General features: G+C 60.9%; 24 protein-coding genes. 19 read left to right on the top strand and 5 right to left on the bottom strand.

What is annotated here, in order from left to right; translation table 11 throughout:
• The first annotated feature begins 41 nt into the window (after positions 1–41).
• The 8 genes from QMK51_RS20350 (at position 42) to QMK51_RS20315 (ending at position 7918) form a co-directional block, all read left to right on the top strand.
• Positions 42–2294 (top strand): chemotaxis protein CheA, encoded by a 2253-nt coding sequence (locus QMK51_RS20350; protein ID WP_320391411.1) that lies wholly within the window; start codon positions 42–44, stop codon positions 2292–2294.
• Between the two features lie 49 nt (positions 2295–2343).
• Complete coding sequence (locus QMK51_RS20345) at positions 2344–3483, top strand: chemotaxis response regulator protein-glutamate methylesterase (protein WP_320391410.1); 1140 nt, start codon at positions 2344–2346, stop codon at positions 3481–3483.
• Positions 3483–4223 (top strand): flagellar motor protein, encoded by a 741-nt coding sequence (locus tag QMK51_RS20340; RefSeq protein WP_305411618.1) that lies wholly within the window; start codon positions 3483–3485, stop codon positions 4221–4223. The genes QMK51_RS20345 and QMK51_RS20340 overlap by 1 nt, the downstream gene beginning before the upstream one ends.
• Before the next feature lie 15 nt (positions 4224–4238).
• Positions 4239–5132 carry a flagellar motor protein MotD gene (motD, locus tag QMK51_RS20335; RefSeq protein ID WP_320391407.1) on the top strand — a complete coding sequence of 298 codons (894 nt, stop codon included), beginning with the start codon at positions 4239–4241 and terminating at the stop codon, positions 5130–5132.
• A 43-nt stretch (positions 5133–5175) separates the two neighbouring features.
• A complete protein-coding gene (locus QMK51_RS20330) occupies positions 5176–5964 on the top strand; it encodes a ParA family protein (RefSeq protein WP_258696940.1) in 789 nt (262 codons plus the stop codon).
• Positions 5965–6084: 120 nt separating this feature from the next.
• Positions 6085–6951: a CheW domain-containing protein gene (locus QMK51_RS20325; RefSeq protein WP_258696939.1), complete on the top strand. Its 867-nt coding sequence runs from the start codon at positions 6085–6087 to the stop codon at positions 6949–6951.
• Positions 6952–7039: 88 nt separating this feature from the next.
• Positions 7040–7525 (top strand): chemotaxis protein CheW, encoded by a 486-nt coding sequence (locus QMK51_RS20320; RefSeq protein WP_258696938.1) that lies wholly within the window; start codon positions 7040–7042, stop codon positions 7523–7525.
• Positions 7526–7918 carry a DUF2802 domain-containing protein gene (locus QMK51_RS20315; RefSeq protein WP_105339832.1) on the top strand — a complete coding sequence of 131 codons (393 nt, stop codon included), beginning with the start codon at positions 7526–7528 and terminating at the stop codon, positions 7916–7918.
• A gap of 108 nt (positions 7919–8026) precedes the next feature.
• Here the strand turns inward: QMK51_RS20315 and QMK51_RS20310 are convergent, their stop codons facing one another.
• Complete coding sequence (locus QMK51_RS20310; RefSeq protein ID WP_320391404.1) at positions 8027–8356, bottom strand: EscU/YscU/HrcU family type III secretion system export apparatus switch protein; 330 nt, start codon at positions 8354–8356, stop codon at positions 8027–8029.
• Entirely contained in the window at positions 8353–9927 is a 1575-nt protein-coding gene (locus QMK51_RS20305) for a flagellar hook-length control protein FliK (RefSeq protein ID WP_320391402.1), read from the bottom strand. The genes QMK51_RS20310 and QMK51_RS20305 overlap by 4 nt, the downstream gene beginning before the upstream one ends.
• Positions 9928–10124: 197 nt before the next feature.
• Between QMK51_RS20305 and ccmA the strand changes: the two genes are divergently transcribed.
• The 10 genes from ccmA to QMK51_RS20255 all read left to right on the top strand — a co-directional run bounded on the left by ccmA (position 10125) and on the right by QMK51_RS20255 (position 17517).
• Positions 10125–10760 carry a cytochrome c biogenesis heme-transporting ATPase CcmA gene (ccmA, locus tag QMK51_RS20300; protein WP_320391401.1) on the top strand — a complete coding sequence of 212 codons (636 nt, stop codon included), beginning with the start codon at positions 10125–10127 and terminating at the stop codon, positions 10758–10760.
• Positions 10757–11425, top strand: a complete 669-nt coding sequence (gene ccmB, locus QMK51_RS20295; RefSeq protein WP_320391399.1) for a heme exporter protein CcmB — start codon at positions 10757–10759, stop codon at positions 11423–11425. Before ccmA ends, ccmB begins: the two co-directional genes overlap by 4 nt.
• A gap of 78 nt (positions 11426–11503) precedes the next feature.
• Positions 11504–12259: a heme ABC transporter permease gene (locus QMK51_RS20290; protein WP_320391397.1), complete on the top strand. Its 756-nt coding sequence runs from the start codon at positions 11504–11506 to the stop codon at positions 12257–12259.
• Positions 12256–12432 (top strand): heme exporter protein CcmD, encoded by a 177-nt coding sequence (gene ccmD / locus QMK51_RS20285; RefSeq protein WP_223487735.1) that lies wholly within the window; start codon positions 12256–12258, stop codon positions 12430–12432. Before QMK51_RS20290 ends, ccmD begins: the two co-directional genes overlap by 4 nt.
• Positions 12429–12884: a cytochrome c maturation protein CcmE gene (ccmE, locus tag QMK51_RS20280; RefSeq protein WP_008026817.1), complete on the top strand. Its 456-nt coding sequence runs from the start codon at positions 12429–12431 to the stop codon at positions 12882–12884. Before ccmD ends, ccmE begins: the two co-directional genes overlap by 4 nt.
• A gap of 3 nt (positions 12885–12887) precedes the next feature.
• Positions 12888–14891: a heme lyase CcmF/NrfE family subunit gene (locus QMK51_RS20275; protein WP_320391393.1), complete on the top strand. Its 2004-nt coding sequence runs from the start codon at positions 12888–12890 to the stop codon at positions 14889–14891.
• The gene (locus QMK51_RS20270) at positions 14888–15424 is read left to right on the top strand and encodes a DsbE family thiol:disulfide interchange protein (RefSeq protein WP_320391391.1); all 537 of its coding nucleotides are present in this window, start codon (positions 14888–14890) and stop codon (positions 15422–15424) included. The genes QMK51_RS20275 and QMK51_RS20270 overlap by 4 nt, the downstream gene beginning before the upstream one ends.
• A complete protein-coding gene (locus QMK51_RS20265; RefSeq protein ID WP_258696930.1) occupies positions 15421–15894 on the top strand; it encodes a cytochrome c-type biogenesis protein in 474 nt (157 codons plus the stop codon). Before QMK51_RS20270 ends, QMK51_RS20265 begins: the two co-directional genes overlap by 4 nt.
• Positions 15887–17107: a c-type cytochrome biogenesis protein CcmI gene (gene ccmI, locus QMK51_RS20260; RefSeq protein WP_258696929.1), complete on the top strand. Its 1221-nt coding sequence runs from the start codon at positions 15887–15889 to the stop codon at positions 17105–17107. Before QMK51_RS20265 ends, ccmI begins: the two co-directional genes overlap by 8 nt.
• Positions 17108–17121: 14 nt before the next feature.
• Positions 17122–17517 carry a hypothetical protein gene (locus QMK51_RS20255; protein WP_258696928.1) on the top strand — a complete coding sequence of 132 codons (396 nt, stop codon included), beginning with the start codon at positions 17122–17124 and terminating at the stop codon, positions 17515–17517.
• Between the two features lie 69 nt (positions 17518–17586).
• Here the strand turns inward: QMK51_RS20255 and QMK51_RS20250 are convergent, their stop codons facing one another.
• Together QMK51_RS20250 and QMK51_RS20245 are read right to left on the bottom strand one after the other, a co-directional pair.
• Complete coding sequence (locus QMK51_RS20250) at positions 17587–18474, bottom strand: LysR family transcriptional regulator (protein WP_258696927.1); 888 nt, start codon at positions 18472–18474, stop codon at positions 17587–17589.
• Positions 18475–18638: 164 nt separating this feature from the next.
• Positions 18639–19844 carry an MFS transporter gene (locus tag QMK51_RS20245; protein ID WP_320391385.1) on the bottom strand — a complete coding sequence of 402 codons (1206 nt, stop codon included), beginning with the start codon at positions 19842–19844 and terminating at the stop codon, positions 18639–18641.
• Positions 19845–20079: 235 nt separating this feature from the next.
• On the opposite strand from QMK51_RS20245, the gene QMK51_RS20240 reads away from it, so the two are divergent.
• Complete coding sequence (locus QMK51_RS20240) at positions 20080–20709, top strand: hypothetical protein (RefSeq protein ID WP_320391383.1); 630 nt, start codon at positions 20080–20082, stop codon at positions 20707–20709.
• Positions 20710–20796: 87 nt separating this feature from the next.
• Here QMK51_RS20240 and QMK51_RS20235 read toward each other — a convergent pair whose 3' ends face one another.
• A complete protein-coding gene (locus tag QMK51_RS20235) occupies positions 20797–21795 on the bottom strand; it encodes a sulfate ABC transporter substrate-binding protein (protein WP_258696924.1) in 999 nt (332 codons plus the stop codon).
• Positions 21796–21931: the final 136 nt, after the last annotated feature.

The raw sequence follows: 21931 nt of genomic DNA, 5'->3' as shown, positions 1-21931 counted from the left end.
AGGTTTTTTAGGTTTTTAGACCTGTTAGGAGCACCCCCTTAATGAGCTTCGGCGCCGATGAAGAGATCCTTCAGGATTTCCTGGTTGAGGCCGGCGAGATTCTAGAGCAACTGTCCGAACAGCTGGTCGAGCTTGAAAGCCGACCGGATGATGCGGACTTGCTCAATGCAATTTTTCGCGGTTTTCACACTGTAAAAGGGGGCGCCGGCTTCCTCCAGCTCAACGAGCTGGTGGAGTGCTGTCACATCGCCGAGAACGTGTTCGACATCCTGCGCAAGGGTGAGCGTCGCGTCGACTCGGAATTGATGGACGTGGTTCTCGAAGCGCTGGACGCGGTGAACAGCATGTTCAGCGAAGTCCGCGAACGCAGCCCGATCACGGCTGCCACGCCTGAATTGCTGGCCGCTCTGGCCCGTCTGGCCGAGCCGCAAACCGGTGATGAAGTGGCACCTGTCGCTGAGGCGGTGCAAGAGCCTGCCGCCGAAAGTGAATCCGGTGACATCACCGATAACGAATTCGAACAGTTGCTGGACTCGCTGAATGCCGTCAAGGCTCAGGCCGAGGCACCCGCCGCTGTTCCAGTACCGGCGCCGACCAGCGATGCGGCGGCCAGTGACGAAATCACCGATGCCGAATTCGAGTCGTTGCTCGATCAACTGCACGGCAAAGGCCAGTTCGCCGCTGATGCAGTGGCCGCGGCGCCCGCCGCACCGGCAGCCCCGAAAGCGGCAGGCGATAGCTCCGACATCACCGATGACGAGTTCGAAGCACTGCTCGACCAGTTGCACGGCAAAGGCACCTTTGCGGTCGATGCGCTGGAATCGGCGATCGCTTCGGTCCCGACCCCGGCTGCGCCAACCGCTAAAGCCGCCGGCGGCGATCTGATCTCCGATCACGAATTCGAATCGCTGCTCGACGAATTGCACGGTAAAGGCAAGTTCACTGAAGTGGGCGCCGCTGTCGGGGCGACTGCCTCGGTCGCTGCACCCGTGGCCAAGGCTGCTGCGCCTGCACCTGTCGCCAAAGCGCCCGAGCCAAAAGCCGAAGCGCCAAAGCCTGCTGCTGCCGCGACACCGGCTGCTCGTGCCCCGGCCGCGCCGCCACCGGAAAAACCGGCCAGCGAAGCCGAGACCACCGTGCGGGTCGATACCGCGCGTCTCGACGAGATCATGAACATGGTCGGCGAGTTGGTACTGGTGCGTAACCGTCTGGTCCGTCTGGGCCTCAACAGCGGCGACGAAGCCATGTCCAAGGCCGTGTCGAACCTCGACGTGGTCACGGCCGACCTGCAAACCGCGGTCATGAAGACCCGGATGCAGCCGATCAAGAAAGTCTTCGGGCGCTTCCCGCGCCTGGTTCGCGACCTGGCGCGCCAGCTCAAGAAAGAGATCAACCTGGAGCTCGTCGGCGAAGAAACCGACCTCGACAAGAACCTCGTCGAGGCCCTGGCCGACCCGTTGGTCCACTTGGTGCGCAACTCGGTCGACCACGGTATCGAAGAGCCGACTGATCGCGAAGCGATGGGCAAACCCCGCAGCGGCAAGGTGATCCTGTCCGCTGAACAGGAAGGCGACCACATCCTGCTGTCCATCTCCGATGATGGCAAGGGCATGGATGCCGATGTTCTGCGCGGTATCGCCGTGAAGAAAGGCCTGATGGACAAGGATGCAGCGGACCGTCTCAGCGAGTCCGATTGCTTCAACCTGATCTTCGCGCCGGGTTTCTCGACCAAGACCGAGATTTCCGACGTGTCCGGGCGCGGCGTGGGCATGGACGTGGTGAAAACCAAGATCGCCCAGCTCAACGGCACCATCAATATCTACTCGACCAAGGGCAAGGGCTCGAAGATCGTCATCAAGGTCCCGTTGACCCTGGCGATCATGCCGACGCTGATGGTCATGCTCGGCAACCAGGCGTTCGCGTTCCCGCTGGTGAACGTCAACGAGATTTTCCACCTCGACCTGTCGCGCACCAACGTGGTGGACGGCCAGGAAGTGGTGATCGTGCGGGACAAGGCGCTGCCACTGTTCTACCTCAAGCGCTGGCTGGTCAGCTCCGCCGCTCACGAAGAGCAACGCGAAGGCCATGTGGTGATCCTTTCGGTGGGCACTCAGCGGATCGGCTTCGTCGTCGATCAACTGGTGGGTCAGGAAGAAGTGGTCATCAAGCCATTGGGCAAAATGCTCCAGGGAACCCCGGGCATGTCGGGCGCCACCATCACCGGTGACGGCCGTATTGCGCTGATTCTCGATGTTCCGAGCATGCTCAAGCGTTACGCCGCACGGCGTATTTGATTCTGGGGGAGCGGGGCGACTGAGCCTCGCCCCGTCTAATGGAGTGTTTATGGTAGTCAAGGTCCTGGTGGTGGACGATTCGGGGTTTTTCCGCCGCCGCGTCTCGGAAATTCTTGCAGCGGATTCGAATATCCAGGTCGTCGGTACGGCGACCAACGGAAAAGAGGCAATCGATCAGGCACTGGCCCTCAAGCCAGACGTGATCACCATGGACTACGAGATGCCGATGATGGATGGCATCACGGCGGTGCGGCACATCATGCAGCGCTGCCCGACCCCGGTGTTGATGTTCTCCTCGCTGACCCACGAAGGCGCCCGGGTAACCCTCGATGCGCTGGACGCCGGCGCGGTGGACTTCCTGCCGAAGAATTTTGAAGACATCTCCCGTAACCCGGAGAAGGTCAAGCAACTGCTGTGCGAGAAGATTCTCAGCATCTCGCGCAGTAACCGTCGTGTCAGTGCCTACACCCCTCCGGCTCCAGTAGCCGCGGCAGCCCCGACGCCTGCGCCTTCGAGCGTTGGCAGCTATGGCAGCAGCGCGCCTGCGCCTGCGCGTCCGGCACCGGCGCCGATTCCGGCCCGCACCACCCATGCAGCGGCTCCATCGTCTCCAGCGCCGAAACGCAAAGCCTACAAGTTAGTCGCCATCGGCACCTCCACCGGTGGCCCGGTTGCGCTGCAACGGGTGCTGACGCAGTTACCGGCCAATTTCCCGGCACCGATCGTGTTGATCCAGCACATGCCGGCAGCCTTCACCAAGGCCTTCGCCGAGCGTCTGGACAAGCTGTGCCGCATCAGCGTCAAGGAAGCCGAGGATGGCGACATCCTGCGTCCGGGCCTGGCGCTGCTGGCACCGGGTGGCAAGCAGATGATGATCGACGGCCGTGGCGCGGTGAAAATCCTGCCGGGCGACGAGCGTCTGAACTACAAACCGTGCGTGGACATCACCTTCGGCTCCGCGGCCAAGTCCTACGGTGACAAAGTTCTGGCGGTGGTACTGACCGGCATGGGCGCCGACGGTCGTGAAGGCGCGCGTCTGCTCAAGCAGGGCGGCAGTGCGGTTTGGGCTCAGGATGAGGCCAGCTGCGTGATCTACGGCATGCCGATGGCCATCGTCAAAGCCGAGCTCGCGGACGCGGTGTACAGCCTGGACGATATCGGCCGGCACCTGGTTGAGGCCTGCATCTGATGGATGTGCTCAGCCTGATCGGGATCATCATGGCGTTCGTCGCCATCATCGGCGGCAACTACCTTGAAGGCGGTCACCTCGGCGCGCTGGCCAACGGCCCGGCAGCGCTGATCGTACTCGGTGGCACCATCGGTGCGGCGCTGCTGCAATCGCCGATGAGCGCCTTCAAGCGTGCCATGCAGATTCTCGCCTGGATTCTTTTCCCCCCTCGCGTGGATCTGGCTGGTGGCATCGATCGCGTAGTGAACTGGAGCCTCACCGCCCGCAAGGAAGGTTTGCTCGGCCTGGAAGGGGTGGCCGACGCCGAACCCGACAGCTACTCGCGCAAAGGCCTGCAATTGCTGGTGGACGGTGCCGAGCCGGAAGCGATTCGCAGCATTCTCGAAGTGGATTTCTACACCCAGGAAAGCCGCGACATCGAAGCCGCCAAAGTCTTTGAAAGCATGGGCGGCTACGCGCCGACCATCGGTATCATCGGTGCGGTGATGGGCCTGATCCACGTCATGGGCAACCTTGGTGACCCATCGCAACTGGGCAGCGGCATTGCTGTCGCCTTCGTCGCCACCATCTACGGCGTCGCCAGTGCCAACCTGGTGCTGCTGCCGATTGCCGCCAAGCTCAAGTCCATCGCGTTGCGCCAGTCGCGTTATCGCGAAATGCTGCTGGAAGGCATTCTGTCGATCGCCGAAGGTGAAAACCCTCGCTCTATCGAGTTGAAGCTTCAGGGCTTCATGGATTGATTGGAGTAATGGATTATGGCTCGTCGCAGGCAACCTGAAGAACACGTCAATCACGAACGCTGGCTCGTTTCCTACGCCGACTTCATTACGTTGCTGTTCGCTTTCTTCGTGGTGATGTACTCGATTTCGTCGATCAACGAAGGCAAGTACAAGGTCATTTCCGAGGCGTTGATCGGGGTGTTTACCGACTCCGACCGCGCCCTTAAGCCGATTCCCATCGGCGAAGAGCGACCGCAGACCGTGACCCCGGCCAAGCCGCTGGTCAAAGACAGCGAACAGATCGACGCCGGCATTGCCCAGGCCGCCAACGATCCGCTCAAAAGCATTGCCGATGACATCAGCGCGGCGTTCGGTGATTTGATCAGCTCCAACCAGATGACCGTGCGCGGCAACGAGTTGTGGGTCGAGATCGAGCTCAATTCCAGCCTGTTGTTCGGCAGCGGCGACGCCATGCCCAGCGACATCGCGTTCAACATCATCGACAAGGTCGCCGCGATCCTCCGGCCATTCGACAACCCGATCCACGTCGAAGGCTTCACTGACGATCAGCCGATCCGCACCGCGCAATACCCGACCAACTGGGAGCTGTCCTCGGCCCGTTCGGCGAGCATCGTGCGCATGCTGGCGATGCAGGGCGTGAACCCTGGCCGCTTGGCGTCGGTGGGTTATGGCGAATTCCAGCCAGTGGCCAATAACGCCACTGCCGAGGGTCGGGCGCGCAACCGTCGGGTGGTGCTGGTGGTGTCACGAAACCTCGATGTACGCCGCAGCCTCACCGGCACCGGAACCGCCAATGCGAAACCGGATGCCGCGTTGAAGCGTGCTGGCACACAAACTGCACCGACCCCGGTCAAGTCGCCGGGACGAGAGAGTGCCGTCAATTCTCCGTCACCCGCATTAATACGTTGAGCTATTTCTCGGTCGACCATTTTGACCGGGAGGAACAATCCGAATGAGAGTCTGGGCAGTCGCCAATCAAAAGGGTGGTGTCGGTAAAACCACTTCCTCCATCGCTTTAGCCGGTTTGCTGGCTGAGGCGGGCAAGCGTGTGGTCATGGTCGATCTCGATCCCCACGGCTCCATGACCAGCTACTTCGGTTACGACCCCGACAGCCTGGAACACAGCAGCTACGACCTGTTTCTGCACAAGGGCAGCGTGCCGCAAGGCTTGCCCGGTCAGTTGCTGATGCCCACCAGTGACGAGCGCATTTCCCTGTTGCCGTCGAGCACGGCGCTGGCAACCCTTGAGCGCCAGTCGCCGGGCCAGAGTGGTTTGGGCCTGGTGATCGCCAAGAGCCTGGCGCAACTCTGGCAGGACTTCGATTACGCCGTGATCGACAGCCCGCCGTTGCTCGGCGTGCTGATGGTCAATGCCTTGGCGGCGAGCCAGCAGTTGGTGATCCCGGTGCAGACCGAACACTTGGCCGTCAAAGGTCTGGAACGCATGGTCAACACGTTGGCGATGATCAACCGCTCGCGCAAACTGGCGCTGCCGTTCAACATCGTGCCGACCCTGTTTGACCGCCGCACCCAGGCTTCTCTCGGCACCCTTCGTGTGCTGCGCGACAAGTACCCGGAAGAAATCTGGCAAGGCTACATTCCGATCGATACCCGCTTGCGTGACGCGAGCCGGGCGGGGCTGACGCCTTCGCAATTCGACGGCAAGAGCCGTGGTGTCCTCGCGTACCGTGCACTGCTCAAGCATCTGCTGGCGCAGCAACTTGTTCCGCAGGTGGCTTGAGATGAACCCAATTATCCCTGTAGGAGCTGCCGCAGGCTGCGATCTTTTGATCTGGCTTTGTGGCGTCTTCGAAACCGTTAAAAGATCGCAGCCTTCGGCAGCTCCTACGGAAGTGTTCCAGTGAATCGGCCGGTGCAGATCACCTCGCGCCCGCAACTGGCCCTCCAGTCCTATCTGGACGGCTTGCTGCAGGAAGCGACCGAAGAGTTGTTGCCAGAAATCGAGGTATTGCCCGAGGTTGTCGAGCCGCAAGCCTCTCTGAACGAGTTCCAGGCGGCGGTGCTCGAAGAGCAGGCTCGCGATGCGCAGAAACCCGCCGTGGTGGCAGCGCCAATCGTCGCGCCAGCGGTGAAAGCACCAGTGGCCGTGATCGAAGCGCCGACACCGATTCTGGCGCCCGTGTCGACGATTGCACCGTTGCTGCAAGCGTTGGTGCCGCCGGTGGTGGAAGTTCATCTGCCGCCGAGCAACACGCCGCCTCCGGTGGAAACCGATGGCCGTCCGGCCTGGGCTGCCGAGCCGTTCGAATGCCTGTTGTTCGACGTCGCCGGGTTGACCCTGGCGGTGCCGCTGGTGTGCCTGGGCTCGATTTATTCCCTGGCCGGGCACGAGCTGACGCCGCTGTTCGGTCAGCCGGAATGGTTCCTCGGGATCCTGCCGAGCCAGGCCGGCAACCTGAAAGTCCTGGACACCGCGCGCTGGGTCATGCCGGACCGCTACCGTGATGATTTTCGCCAGGGCCTGCAATACGTTATTTCGGTTCAGGGCTACGAATGGGGGCTGGCGGTGCATCAGGTCAGCCGCTCGTTGCGCCTGGACCCGAACGAAATCAAATGGAGAAGTCATCGGGGTCAGCGGCCATGGCTCGCCGGCACGGTGATTGAACACATGTGCGCTTTGCTCGATGTCGCCGCACTGGCCGAATTGATCGCCAGCGGCGGGGCGAAGCACATGGGCGGCAGTAAGCCACTACACAAATCGACATAACAGCCGACATAACAAGCAGGCGACGGCATTGTTGAATGCCGCCACACAGAACACACACCGCCAAGAGCGGTTTTTCGAGGGGTCAGGTATGAGCAGTCAAGCGACGAATGCAAAAGGTTCTGAAGATCCGATCCTGCAATGGGTGACCTTCAAACTGGACAATGAAACCTACGGCATCAACGTGATGCGCGTTCAGGAAGTCCTGCGCTACACCGAAATCGCTCCGGTGCCGGGTGCCCCGAGCTACGTGCTGGGCATCATCAACCTGCGCGGCAACGTGGTCACCGTGATCGACACCCGCCAGCGTTTCGGCCTGGGCACGGTCGACGTCAGCGACAACACCCGTATCGTCATCATTGAAGCCGACAAGCAAGTGGTCGGGATCATGGTCGACAGCGTGGCTGAAGTGGTTTACCTGCGTCAGTCGGAAATCGAGACCGCGCCGAACGTCGGTAACGAAGAGTCCGCCAAGTTCATTCAAGGCGTGTGCAACAAGAACAACGAATTGCTGATCCTGGTCGAGCTGGACAAGATGATGAGCGAAGAAGAATGGTCGGAACTGGAGAGTATCTGATTGATTCTTGAGGTGGCTGTGATTGTCCTGTTCCTCTTGTGGGCAGGCACGCTGGCGATGTTCCTGGCGTACATCCGCGCTCAAAGGCAGATCGCCGCGCAGCAGGCCCAGGGCGATGCGCTGCGCGATCAGCGCATCAAGGACTTGGCCAAGCGCGTCGACGACTACCAGAACGGCAACGTGCGCATGGGTGAAGACCTGCACGAACTGCGCGCGGTCGTCGGGCCATTGCCGGACAAACTGGCGCAGTTGGAGCAGCGTGATCCGTCGAGCCTTTCCTTCGCCCAGGCCGCGCGCCTGGTGGGGATGGGGGCCAGCGTCGATGAACTGACTCAGTCTTGCGGGTTGACCCAGGCTGAGGCGGAGTTGATGAGTAAGTTGCACAGAAACTGAGAAGAGCAAAAGATCAAAAGATCGCAGCCTTCGGCAGCTCCTACATGGGTTTACGTATTCCTGTAGGAGCTGCCGAAGGCTGCGATCTTTTGCTTTTAAAACGCCCTGTCAGTAATCGTCCCCGCGATCGGTGACATCCTTCTCGACCATTGGTACATGCGGATCATGCCCCTCGGGAAACTTGCCCTTCAAATTCCACGCAAACGCAATAATCTCGGCAATCGTGCGATACAACTCCTCCGGAATGCTGTCCCCCAGTTCCATCCGCGCCAGCAGTTTCACCAGCTCGGCGTTTTCATAGATCGGCACCTCATAATCCCGGGCGATCCGCAGAATTTCTTCGGCCAGTTCTTCATCACCTTTGGCCGTGAGGGTCGGGGCGTGGGTGCCGTCGTATTTGAGGGCGATGGCCTGGCGTGGTGCGGTGGAATCGTTCATGCGGTTTCGTCGACCCAGCGTTGTTCGAGGCGGGTTTGAGGGCCTTGTGGCGGTGTGCCGAGGTGGCAGTCCAGATCGCCGACGTTCAGGCCTGACGCCAGCAGGCGTTCGCGCAGCCCGGCCAGATTGCTTTCGATCAGGCTTGCGGTGTACGGCCGTTCGGCCCAGAGCTGACTGGAGAGGCTGTCTTTGATCAGTTGGGCCTGAATCTGCAACGGCCCCAACGGTTCCATGTCGAATGCCAGCTCGACGCGCCACAGCTGTTGCTTGGGTTCGCGTTCGTCGCGACGTTCGTGCGGTTGTTCTTTCTCGGGCGCTTCTTCGCGCTGGAATTTGACCTGCAACGGCACGATGTCCTGCAGGTTGCGCATGGGGATTTCCAGCTGCCAGGTGCTGAGCAGTCGACCGTCGTCGGTGACGCCAGTCTGTTCCAGGCTCGACAGTTGATGGCTTTGCAGGCGCGAGACGGCCGCCGCGGCCAAACGCAGCAAGTGCTCCAGATCGCCTTCTCCGTCCTGGCTTTGCAGCAAGCGCGCGGGCAGGGGGAAGCTGGTCGGCTGCGGCTTGGCGCTGACTTGCCCGAGCATGCCGAGGGCGCTGCGCACGAAACTCGGCAGCGCCTGCGCCAGTGTATTGGCGGCGATGATTGCGTTAAGGTTGGTGTTGGCTGGCAGGCCCGGCGTCAGTTGTGCGATCAGCTTGAGCAGGTCGCCTTTCATGTCAGGCGTCAGCGTCGGGTTTTGTCCGGTCAGCAATTTGGCTTCGAGGAACAGGCCGCTGTTGGCCAACGCCTGGGCCAGGCCTTTAGGCGTACTCAGTTGCTGGACGTCCGGCAGGCCGGCAAGCAGTTTGTCTACGGCGGCGCGCAGGTCGCTGGAGGTCTGATCCGACGGCGGCAGGTTTTGCAGGACTTTGATCAAGCCATCCAGAGAACCCTGGCGACTTTGCTGGCTGACCAGTTGTTGGGTCACCGCCAGCTGCTCCTGACGGCTGCTCAGCGGCACGAATTTCAGTGTCTGGGTGTCCTGCACCAAGGCGCTCAGCAAGGTGCCGATGCGCAGCGGCGTCGGGCTGTCGATGCTCAGCGTGCTGCCGCTCAGTGCGGTGTTGAGCAGGCTCACCATCGAACGAAACACCGTCGGCTGGCCTGGCACTTGCGGCATCACCTGAGAGGTCAGCACTTTGCCTTGCAGCAGGGTGCCGACCGGCAGTTGCGCCGTGTCGATGCGGGTGAGGGTGGCGACGCTGGAGGCGATGGCCTGTTGCACCGTGACCGCCAGATTGCCCGCCGACGGCTGGGTAATCGCCAGGCTGGTGCCTTGGGGCAGCGGCTGGGTGCTGGTGGCCTGAACGGTAGCTTGGCGGCCGCTGTCGAGGGTGACTTTGAGTAACAGTTGAAAAGTCTGATCCGTCTGCTTGAGCGAGAGCACTTCAGCCTTGGCGGTTTGCCCAACGGAGATCAGGCCCTCCATCGGCGTCAGCAGCTTGAGTAGATCACCGCTCACCACCAGCGGCCGCGATGTCGCGGGCGTGGTCTGCGGCAGCGGGAGGATGTTCATTTCGCCTGTCATACGCGGACACAACCTGAGGAAATTGCACTCTTGAGAGTAAGGTACGGCATGTATAATGCCGCCCGTCTTTCGCTGAGTGGCGAAAACATTGCAATTGTTTGACGCAGCTCTCTAGAACAAGCCGTCATTGCATCTATGCTGCATCTCTTTAACGGCCGTGCCCGAGCCGACTTGAACCGTATAAGGCCCGTGATCTCTTGACCAGTCCTGTCCTGCAAACCGTTGCCCTTGCCTGTGAGCGAGACCTTCGGCTGCTCTTCGAAAATCTCGAATTGCGACTGGCCAGTGGCGAAATGTTACAGATCAGCGGCCCTAACGGCAGTGGCAAAACCAGCCTTTTGCGCCTGCTTTGCGGTTTGATGCACCCGACCGCCGGTCAAGTATTGCTCAACGGCCAGCCATTGAACGAGCAACGCGGCGAACTGGCGCGCAACCTGTTGTGGATCGGCCACTCCGCCGGGATCAAGGACCTGCTGACCCCCGAAGAAAACCTCAGTTGGCTTTGCGCCTTGCATCAACCGGCCTCCCATGAGGCGATCTGGCAGGCACTGGCGGCGGTGGGACTGCGCGGTTTCGAGGATGTTCCCTGCCACACCTTGTCTGCCGGCCAGCAACGTCGCGTGGCGTTGGCGCGGTTGTATCTGGACAGCCCGCCGCTGTGGATCCTCGATGAGCCGTTCACCGCGCTCGACAAACAAGGCGTGGCGCAACTCGAAGAACACCTGGCCGCGCACTGCGAGAGCGGAGGTATGGTCGTTCTGACCACTCACCACACCCTGACCCGGATGCCGGCCGGCTATCGTGACATTGATTTGGGGAACTGGGCCGTATGAGTGTTTTCGGCCTGTTGGTCGCCCGCGAGGCACGTTTGCTGTTCCGCCGTCCTGCGGAACTGGCCAATCCGCTCGTATTCTTCGCCATCGTCGTTTCGCTGTTCCCATTAGCGGTCGGCCCCGAGTCTCAATTGTTGCAAACCTTGTCTCCGGGACTGGTCTGGGTGGCGGCGCTTTTATCGGTTCTGCTCTCGCTGGACGGGCTTTTCCGCAGTGATTTCGAAGACGGATCCCTTGAACAGTGGGTCCTTTCGTCGCACCCTCTGCCTCTTCTGGTGCTGGCCAAGGTACTGGCACACTGGACCTTTTCCGGCCTGGCACTGGTTTTGCTCGCGCCCTTGCTGGCGTTGATGCTCGGTTTGCCTGCCGCCTGTCTGCCGGTGTTGCTGCTTTCCTTATTGCTGGGTACACCGGTGCTGAGCCTGCTCGGCGCGGTGGGCGCGGCGCTGACGGTAGGATTGAAACGTGGTGGCCTGTTGCTGGCGCTGCTGATTCTGCCGCTGTACATCCCGGTGTTGATTCTTGGCAGTGGCGCCTTGCAGGCGGCATTGCAGGGCATGCCGGCGACTGGTTATCTCTTGTGGCTTGGTAGCCTGACCGCCCTGGCGATAACCCTTACACCTTTTGCAATAGCTGCTGGCCTGAAGATCAGCGTCGGCGAATAATGAGGTCTGGTCAATTATTGATCAGTAAAGACCCTTGGCTGCTTGGGACAACGAGCAGCACCCGTGATGGAAACAGCAATGAACTGGACCTGGTTTCATAAGCTCGGCTCACCCAAATGGTTTTACGGCATCAGCGGCAAACTGCTGCCGTGGCTGAGCGTCGCGGCGTTGCTGCTGATCGGCGTCGGCGTGGTCTGGGGCCTGGCCTTCGCGCCGCCGGACTACCAGCAAGGCAACAGCTTTCGCATCATCTATATCCACGTTCCCGCCGCCATGCTGGCGCAGTCCATCTATGTGATGCTGGCCGTGTGCGGTATTGTCGGGCTGGTGTGGAAAATGAAACTGGCCGACGTCGCCCTGCAATGCGCGGCGCCCATCGGTGCCTGGATGACCGCCGTGGCGCTGGTCACCGGTGCGATCTGGGGCAAACCGACCTGGGGTTCGTGGTGGGTCTGGGATGCGCGACTAACGTCCATGCTGATTCTGCTGTTTCTGTACTTCGGTCTTATTGCGCTGGGCAACGCCATCAGCAATCGTGACAGCGCGGCCAAGGCCTGCGCGGTGCTGGCGATCGTCGGCGTGATCAACATCCCGATCATCAAATACTCGGTGGAGTGGTGGAACACCCTGCATCAGGGCGCGACGTTCACCCTCACCGAAAAACCGGCGATGCCCGCCGAGATGTGGCTGCCACTGCTGCTGACGGCGCTGGGTTTCTACTGTTTCTTCGGCGCGGTGCTGTTGCTGCGCATGCGCCTTGAAGTGCTCAAGCGCGAAGCTCGGGCGAGCTGGGTGAAAACCGAAGTGCAGAACAGTCTGGAGGCCGCTCGATGAGTTTTGCTTCATTCGGCGACTTCCTCGCCATGGGCCATCATGCCCTGTATGTCTGGTCAGCCTATGGCATTAGCCTGGCGGTGCTGGTCCTCAACGTGGCGGTGCCGATCCTGGCCCGCAAGCGGTATCTGCAACAAGAGGCGCGTCGTCTGCGCCGGGAGAACGGCAAGTGAATCCGCTGCGTAAGAAGCGTCTTATCATCATTCTCGCGATCCTGGTCGGTGTCGGCGCTGCTGTCGGCCTGGCCCTGAGCGCCCTGCAGCAGAACATCAATCTGTTTTACACCCCGACCCAGATCGCCAACGGCGAAGCCCCGCAAGACACGCGCATCCGTGCAGGCGGCATGGTCGAGAAGGGTTCGCTGCAACGTTCCGGCGATTCGCTGGACGTGAAATTCATCGTCACCGACTTCAACAAATCCGTGACCATCAGCTACCGCGGCATCCTTCCGGACCTGTTCCGCGAAGGGCAGGGCATCGTCGCCCTCGGCAAGCTCAACGCCGACGGCGTGGTGGTGGCCGACGAAGTGCTGGCCAAGCACGACGAGAAGTACATGCCACCGGAAGTGACCAAGGCGTTGAAAGACAGCGGTCAGTCGGCACCTACTCCCGCGAAAGAGGGTTAACTGATGACGTCTGCACTATTTAGTTCAGGGCTGTTCATTCCCGAACTGGGCCACTTGGCCATGATCCTGGCGCTGTGTTTTGCGCTGGTTCAGGCCGTGGTGCCGTTGCTGGGTGCCTGGCGTGGCGATCGCTTGTGGATGAGCCTGGCCCAGCCGGCCGCGTGGGGGCAGTTCGCGTTTTTGCTGTTCGCCTTCGGTTGCCTGACTTACGCGTTCATGGTGGACGACTTCTCCGTCGCCTATGTGGCCAGCAACTCCAACAGCGCCTTGCCGTGGTATTACAAATTCAGCGCGGTATGGGGCGCTCACGAAGGTTCGTTGCTGCTGTGGGCGTTGATCCTCGGTGGCTGGACCTTCGCGGTGTCGGTGTTCTCCCGGCAGTTGCCGCAAGTGATGCTGGCCCGGGTGCTGGCAGTGATGGGCATGATCAGCACCGGTTTCCTGCTGTTCCTGATCATGACGTCCAACCCGTTCGCCCGGATCCTGCCGCAGATGCCAGCGGATGGGCGCGACCTTAATCCACTGCTGCAAGACATCGGCCTGATCGTTCACCCGCCGATGCTGTACATGGGCTATGTCGGTTTCTCCGTGGCGTTTTCCTTCGCCATTGCCGCGTTGCTGGGCGGTCGTCTCGATGCGGCGTGGGCGCGCTGGTCCCGTCCGTGGACCATCGTCGCCTGGGCCTTCCTCGGTATCGGTATTACGCTGGGCTCCTGGTGGGCCTACTACGAACTTGGCTGGGGCGGCTGGTGGTTCTGGGATCCGGTGGAAAACGCGTCCTTCATGCCTTGGCTGGTGGGCACGGCGCTGATTCACTCGTTGGCGGTCACGGAAAAACGTGGCGTGTTCAAGAGCTGGACGGTGTTGCTGGCCATCGCTGCGTTCTCGTTGAGCTTGCTCGGAACCTTCCTGGTGCGTTCCGGCGTGCTGACCTCGGTTCACGCGTTTGCGTCCGACCCTGAGCGCGGCGTGTTCATCCTGATATTCCTGCTGTTCGTGGTCGGTGGTTCGCTGACGCTGTTCGCTCTGCGCGCTCCGGTGGTCAAGAGCCATGTCGGCTTCAACCTCTGGTCCCGGGAAACCCTGCTGCTGGGCAATAACCTGGTGCTGGTGGTGGCCGCTTCGATGATCCTGCTGGGCACCTTGTACCCGCTGATTCTCGATGCGCTGACCGGCGCCAAGCTGTCGGTCGGCCCGCCGTACTTCAACGCGCTGTTCATTCCATTGATGGCGTTGCTGATGGTGGTGATGGCGGTCGGCATGCTGGTGCGCTGGAAAGACACCCCGGTCAAATGGCTGATGAGCATGCTGACCCCGGTGTTGCTCGGCAGTGCTGCGTTGGCCGTGGTGGCGGGCGTCGCTTATGGCGATTTCAACTGGGCGGTGCTGGCGACCTTCATGCTGGCTGCCTGGGTGTTGCTGGCCGGTGTGCGGGATATCTTCGACAAGACTCGCCACAAGGGCCTGATCAAAGGCCTGCCGACCCTGACCCGCAGCTATTGGGGCATGCAAGTCGCCCATTTGGGTATCGCCGTGTGCGCGCTGGGTGTCGTGTTGTCGAGCCAGAACAGTGCCGAGCGTGATCTGCGCCTGGCGCCGGGTGAGTCCATGAGCCTGGCCGGTTATCAATTTGTGTTCGAAGGCGCCAAGCATTTCGAAGGGCCGAACTTCACGTCCGACAAGGGCACCGTACGGGTGATCAAGGGCGGCAAGGAAGTCAGCGTGCTGCACCCGGAAAAACGCCTCTACACCGTGCAGAACTCGGTGATGACCGAAGCCGGGATCGACGCCGGTTTCACCCGTGATCTTTACGTCGCCTTGGGCGAGCCGCTGGGCGAGGGCGCCTGGGCGGTCCGCGTGCACGTCAAACCGTTCGTGCGCTGGATCTGGTTCGGCGGGTTGCTCACTGGCTTGGGCGGGTTACTGGCGGCGCTGGATCGCCGTTATCGGGTCAAGGTGAAAAGCCGCGTGCGTGAAGCACTCGGCATGACGGGAGCCACTGCATGAGACGTTGGTTGATGCTGTTGCCACTGGCGATTTTTCTGGTGGTTGCTGTTTTTCTGTATCGCGGGCTGTACCTGGACCCGGCCGAGTTGCCCTCGGCGATGATCGACAAACCGTTCCCGGAGTTTTCCCTGCCGTCGGTGCAGGGCGACAAAACCCTGAGCAAAGCAGACATTCTGGGTAAACCGGCACTGGTCAACGTCTGGGGCACCTGGTGCATTTCCTGCCGGGTCGAGCACCCGGTGTTGAACAAACTGGCCGAGAAGGGCGTGGTGATCTACGGCATCAACTACAAGGACACCAACGCAGATGCCTTGAAGTGGCTGGCCGAGTTTCACAACCCGTATCAACTGGACATCCGTGACGATGCCGGCACCCTGGGCCTGAACCTCGGCGTGTACGGTGCACCGGAAACCTTTTTCATCGACGCCAAGGGCATCATCCGCGACAAATTCGTCGGCGTGATCGACGAACAAGTCTGGCGCGAAAAACTGGCGGCCAAATATCAGGCGCTGGTCGACGAGGCCAAGCCATGAAGCGCTGGATTGCCGCCGCCGTGCTGGGTTTGAGCATGGCCGGTGTGGCCCACGCGGCCATCGACACCTATGAGTTCGCCAAAGAAGGCGACCGCGAGCGTTTTCGTGAGCTGACCAAGGAGCTGCGTTGCCCCAAGTGCCAGAATCAGGACATCGCCGACTCCAACGCACCGATCGCCGCCGACCTGCGCAAAGAGATTTTCCGCATGCTCGGCGAGGGCAAGGACAATCAGCAGATCATCGATTTCATGGTCGACCGCTACGGTGATTTCGTCCGCTACAAACCCGCGTTGAACGCTAAAACCGCATTGCTCTGGTTCGGCCCCGCTGGCCTGTTGCTGGGCGGTTTTGTAGTCATCGCCGTGATTATCCGCCGTCGTCGCGTGCAACGCACTGACAGCCCGGATGCGCTTTCCTTTGATGAGCGCGAGCGCCTCGACCACCTGTTGGATAAAACCAAGAATGATTGATTTCTGGCTCGCTGCAGGCCTGCTGCTCCTGATTGCCCTGAGTTTTCTGCTGATCCCCGTTCTGCGTGGTCGCCGCGCTCAGCTTGAAGAGGACCGCACGGCACTGAACGTCGCGCTTTATCAGGAGCGCGTGGCTGAGTTGCAGACTCAGCAGGAAGAGGGCGTGCTCAACGCCGAACAAATGGACACCGGCCGCGCCGAAGCTGCCCGTGAACTGCTCGCTGACACCGAGGGCGTCGAGGCGCCGCGTGTGTCGCGTCTGGGCAAACCATTGCCATTGCTGGCGGCGATTCTGGTACCGGTGCTGGGCCTTGGGCTGTACCTGCATTTCGGCGCTAGCGACAAAGTCGAGCTGACCCGCGAATTCGCTCAGGCGCCGCAGTCGATGGAAGAGATGACCCGTCGCCTGGAACGTGCGGTTGCCGCCCAACCGGATTCGGCCGAAGGCCTGTACTTCCTCGGCCGCACTTACATGGCTCAGGACCGTCCGGCCGATGCAGCGAAGATCTTCGAACGCACCGTGACGTTGGCCGGTCGTCAGCCGGAACTGCTCGGGCAGTGGGCTCAGGCCCAATACTTCGCCGATGGCAAGAAGTGGTCGGACAAGGTCCAGGCCCTGACCGACGAAGCGCTGAAAACCGATCCAAAGGAAGTCACCAGTCTCGGTCTGCTGGGCATCGCGGCCTTCGAAGGCGAGCGTTACCAGGCAGCCATCGACTATTGGAGTCGCCTGCTGGCGCAACTGCCGCCGGATGATCAATCCCGTGTCGCGCTGCAAGGCGGCATCGCTCGGGCCGCCGAGAAGCTGGAAGCCAGCGGTGGCAAGGTGGCTCAAGTTCAGGCTGAGGCTCCAGCTTCAGCCGCGAAGGTCGCCGCACTGCTCAAGGTCCGTGTCGATCTGGCGCCGGACTTGAAAGCCAAGGTCCAGCCCGGCGACAGCGTGTTCATCTTCGCCCGCGCCATCTCCGGTCCACCCGCACCACTGGCCGCCAAGCGTCTGACCGTTGCCGACCTGCCGGTGACCGTCGAGCTGGGCGATGCCGACGCAATGATGCCGCAGTTGAAACTGTCGAACTTCCCTGAAGTCCAACTGGTTGCGCGCATCTCCCGCGCCGGCCAACCGACTGCCGGCGAATGGATCGGTCGCAGCCAGCCCTTGGCCACCAGCACCACCGCGCAACAAAACCTGACCATCGACAGCCCGGATAAATAACAGGAAACGCGACCATGACCGCCATCGCTCGTATCACTCTCCTCAGTATGGTTTTGGGGCTAAGCGCTTGTGCGGTCCAGGAGCACGAACCCGAACGGTTGCCGCCGATTCCGCCCTCGCAGCCGAGCACCAAACCGACTACACCGAGCAAGCCGGGCACGCCGATCAAACCATCGAAACCGGTACCACGCACCTCCGCCAGCTTCGCCCCGCCACCGGGCGGTAATAGCCATTGGGACGCGAAACTCGGCGTTTACGTCCTCGACAATCAGACCAACACCTTCTACCGCCAGCGCACCTACTACCGCTGGAACAACGGCTGGAGCCGCTCGATCAGCCCGAACGGGCCGTGGGAAGAGACGGACATCCACGGTGTGCCGGGTGGGTTGGGTAGGCAATTCGGGCAGTGAATGGAAACGGCGATCCGAGGATCGCCGTTTTGCTTTTTGGGGTTTGAAAGATCTTGATTGAGTGCTTCCTCAGGCTTCTTTTATCAGCAAGGTCTGGACGTAATCGACAAACGCCCGAGCCTTCGCGCTGGCCATTCTTCCCGTCGGAAACACCGCCCAAAGGTCCAGACTCGGCAAAGACCAATCGCTCATTATTGCCTTGACCGCACCGCTGGCCAGCTCCGGTGCAAACATCCACTCAGACGCCATGGTCAGCCCCTGATGCGCCAACACCGCTTCACGCAATCCCTCGGCGGCGTTTACGCGAATTCTGCCGTTGATGATCACCGATTGTTCTTCGCTGTCCTTGCTGAACTGCCAATGGGCGCCGCCGCCCAAGGTATAGACCACGGCCTGATGTTGGGTCAGGTCGGTAGGACAAGTGGGTTCGCCGCGTTCTTCGAAGTATGCCGGCGTACCCAGCACCACGCGCCGGCATTCGGCGATCTTGCGGGCGGTGAGGCCGGAGTCGTTCAAGGTGCCCATACGCAGGGCAACGTCGACGCCTTCTTCCACCAGATTGACGTTGCGATCATCCAGCATCAGGTCGATGTTCAACTGCGGGTTTTGATCGAGAAACGGCCCCAGGTGCGGAACGATGTGTAACCGGCCAAAGGTTACCGCGGCGCAGATCCGCAGGTTACCGCTCAGGCCGGTGGCGGCACCGCGAGCTGCATTGTCGGCCTCGTCGGCTTCTTCGATGGCGCGTTTGGCTCGCTCGAAAAAGGCCAGCCCGGCCTCGGTGGGTGTCAGGCCGCGCGTCGAGCGCAACAGCAGCCGCACAGCGAGCCGTGTTTCCAGCTGCGCGATGGCTTTCGATACGGCGGGCTGGCCGATATTCAGGCGCCTGGCCGCAGCGGAAAACGAACCGGTTTCCACCACGTAGACGAAGGTTTCCATTGCGGCGAGGCGGTCCATCGTAAGTCCTTATGCAGGTCGCGTTAGTGCCGCAGATCGCGTGTGGGAGCGGCGGCTCGCGAAGATAGTGTGACATTCAGCGCAGAGGTTGACTGACCTGGCGCTTTCGCGAGCAAGCCCGCTCCCACAGGGTTTTGCGTTTGATCGCGGTGCTTTTAACGTTGTTACGCCGTCGCCAGTGCAGGCTTCCCTGAAGCACTCAAAAACCGTAACAGCGCCAGCAATGGAAACGCGCTGCCGACAATCACGATCCACAACCAGCCGCCATGTTCGTACACCGCACTGGCCACCGATGAGCCAAACGCGCCGCCGATGAAGATGCTGGTCATGTACAGCGCATTCAGACGGCCGCGGCTCTTGGCATCGAGGGTGTAGACCGCGCGTTGGCCGAGGACCATGTTCATCTGCACGCAGAAATCCAGTACCACGCCCGTGACGGCCAGGCCGATGACGCTGTAGGCCGGGTGGATGAAGGCCGGCAGGAAGCTCAAGCTGGCGAACAGCATCGCCAGCAGCGAGGCGAGGTGGGTGTGGCCGGCATCGGCCAGTCGACCGGCGATGGGCGCGGCAATCGCGCCGATGGCTCCGACCAGAGCGAAGATCGCGATCTGGGTTTGCGACAGGCCATGATTGCGCGCCAGCTCCAACGGTACGGCAGTCCAGAACAGGCTGAACGTGGCGAACATGCAACCCTGATAAAACGCCCGCTGACGCAAAACCGGTTGCTGGCGCAGCAGCGTCCAGAGCGAACCCAGTAACTGGCCATAAGAGGCGTTGTGATCAGGCTGGCGCTTGGGTACCGTCAGGGCCAGGACGATGCTGATCGCTGCCATCAACACCGCTGCAATGACGAACATTGCGCGCCAGCCGAAGTGGTCGGCCACTACGCTGGACACCGGCCGGGCCAGCAGAATTCCCAGCAGCAGACCGCCCATGATCCCGCCAACCACGCGACCGCGCGACGCTTCCGGCGTCAGGTGGGCGGCCAGCGGAATCAGGATCTGCACCGACACCGAGCTGAAACCCACCAGCAACGAAATCAGCAGGAAAACGTTCGGCTGATCGGTGAACGCCGCGCCCAGCAGACTGGCAATCGCCACCACGGTGGTGATGATCATCAAGCGACGGTTTTCCAGCAGATCACCCAGCGGCACCAGGAAGAACAGACCCAGCGCATAACCAATCTGCGTCAGCGAAACGATCAGGCTGGCCATGGTGTCGGTCAGGCCGATGTCGGGCGCGATCAGGCCGATGATCGGCTGGGCGTAGTAGATGTTGGCCACGATGGCGCCGCAGCAGAAGGCGAAGAGCAGCACCATGCCTCGGGTCATTGTCGCGGCACCGTGGGATGTCTGAGTCGCTGGATTCATAACGTGGCTCGCTGAACAAGAAGGAATGCGCAGAGGCTAATTGGCTGGCTAGAGCGGCGGAAGAGGGTTTGGAGTGATAGTAATCATTCCTTTGCGGAATGAGTGACGCACGTGTGCGCTGCCTGCCGATGAACCATGCGTCCGAACACTGGGATCCGATGATACATTCACTTACATCTTCTTCGATAGCGTGCTTATGTTCTCTTATGCTCGATAAACTGGAAGGCACTCCAATATGAATGCGATGTTCCGACACCTGATCCGCGGCGCTTCAGTTGTTACCTTGATCAGCGTGTTCACGGCAGGTTTCGCTCAGGCCGCCGACGCACCGGGGATGCGCATAGGCGTGCGCGGCGAGATCACCGGCATCAGCGCAGACGTCATGAAAGTCCACGTCAATAGCGGCGAAAATGTGCTGATCAACCTGACCAGGGACACCAAAATCCACGCCGTCACCCTGGCCAATATCGAAGACATCAAGCCCGGCAGCTACATCGGCTCGGCTGCCGTGCCCCAGGAAGATGGCACCCTCAAGGCCCTGGAAGTCCATGTGTTCCCGCCGGAGCTGGCCGGCAGCGGCGACGGCCATCGGCCTTTTGATCTGGTCAAGGGCAGCAGCATGACCAACGGCAGCGTGGGTGATCTGGTGGTCAGCAACGGCCGGGTTCTGACCGTCAACTACAAGGGTGGGCAGCAGACGATTCTGGTGCCGGAGGATGTGCCGATTGTGAACGTGGTGCCGGGTGATCGGAGCTTGCTGAAGGTGGGCGTGAAGATCGTGACGTTTGTGACCCAGAGTGCCGACGGGACACTCACCGCCCAATCGATTGCAGCGGGCAAGGACGGCATAACCCCGCCAATGTAACGGCATGACGCAATACCCCTCGCCACACAAGCATGCACCCACAAAAAAGGCGACCTTCACAGGTCGCCTTTTCGTTGGGTTCAGGCATTACTGACCGCTGTATATCTGATCGAAGATCCCACCATCATTGAAGTGAGTCTTCTGCACAGTGCGCCAGTCACCAAAGGTCTTCTCCACCGAAAGGAAGTCCACTTTCGGGAAGCGATCGGTGTACTTGGCCAACACGGCCGGATCACGTGGGCGCAGGTAGTTGGCAGCCGCAATCTCCTGACCCTCCGGCGACCACAGGTACTTCAAGTATTCCTCAGCGGCGGCACGGGTGCCTTTTTTCTCGACCACTTTGTCGACCACAGACACCGGCGGTTCCGCTTCAGCGGAAACACTTGGGTAAATCACTTCGAACTGATCACGACCAAACTCACGCGCAATCATTTCCGCTTCGTTTTCGAAGGTCACCAGCACGTCACCGATCTGGTTGGTCATGAACGTAGTGGTCGCTGCACGGCCGCCGGTATCGAGCACTGGTGCTTGTTTGAACAGTTTGCCGACGAAAGCTTTTGCCTTGTTTTCGTCACCGCCGTTTTTCAGCACATAGCCCCAGGCCGAGAGGTAGGTGTAGCGGCCGTTGCCCGAGGTTTTCGGGTTGGGGACGATCACCTGCACGCCGTCCTTGAGCAAGTCCGGCCAGTCTTTCAGGGCTTTCGGGTTGCCTTTGCGCACGATGAACACGGTCGCCGAGGTGAATGGCGCGCTGTTGTTCGGCAGGCGCGTGACCCAGTTGTCCGGGACCAGTTTGCCGTTATCCGCCAGGGCGTTGATGTCGGTGGCCATGTTCATGGTGATGACGTCAGCCGGCAGGCCATCGATCACTGAACGGGCCTGTTTGCTGGAACCGCCGAAGGACATCTGCAGCGTGATGTTCTCGTTGTGCTCGGCTTGCCAGTGTTTCTGGAAGGCAGCGTTGTAGTCCTTGTAGAAATCTCGCATCACGTCGTAGGAAACGTTAAGCAGGGTCGGTGCAGCCTGAGCCACGCTGCCCAAGGCCAGGCCAGCGGCCAGAAGTGAGGCGCCAAAGAGTTTTTTCACTGCGCATTCCTTGTCTTTTGTAGGAGCTGCCGCAGGCTGCGATCTTTTGATTTCGTTCTTGATCTTGAATCGCCGACACAAATCAAAGTCAAAAGATCGCAGCCTGCGGCAGCTTCTACGAGTTAGTTGTCAGTCA

The sequence above is a fragment of the Pseudomonas sp. P9_31 genome (assembly GCF_034008235.1).
Taxonomy (GTDB): Bacteria; Pseudomonadota; Gammaproteobacteria; order Pseudomonadales; family Pseudomonadaceae; genus Aquipseudomonas.
The sequence above is the reverse complement of the archived record's forward strand: the minus strand, read 5'-3'. Positions and strand labels throughout refer to the sequence as shown.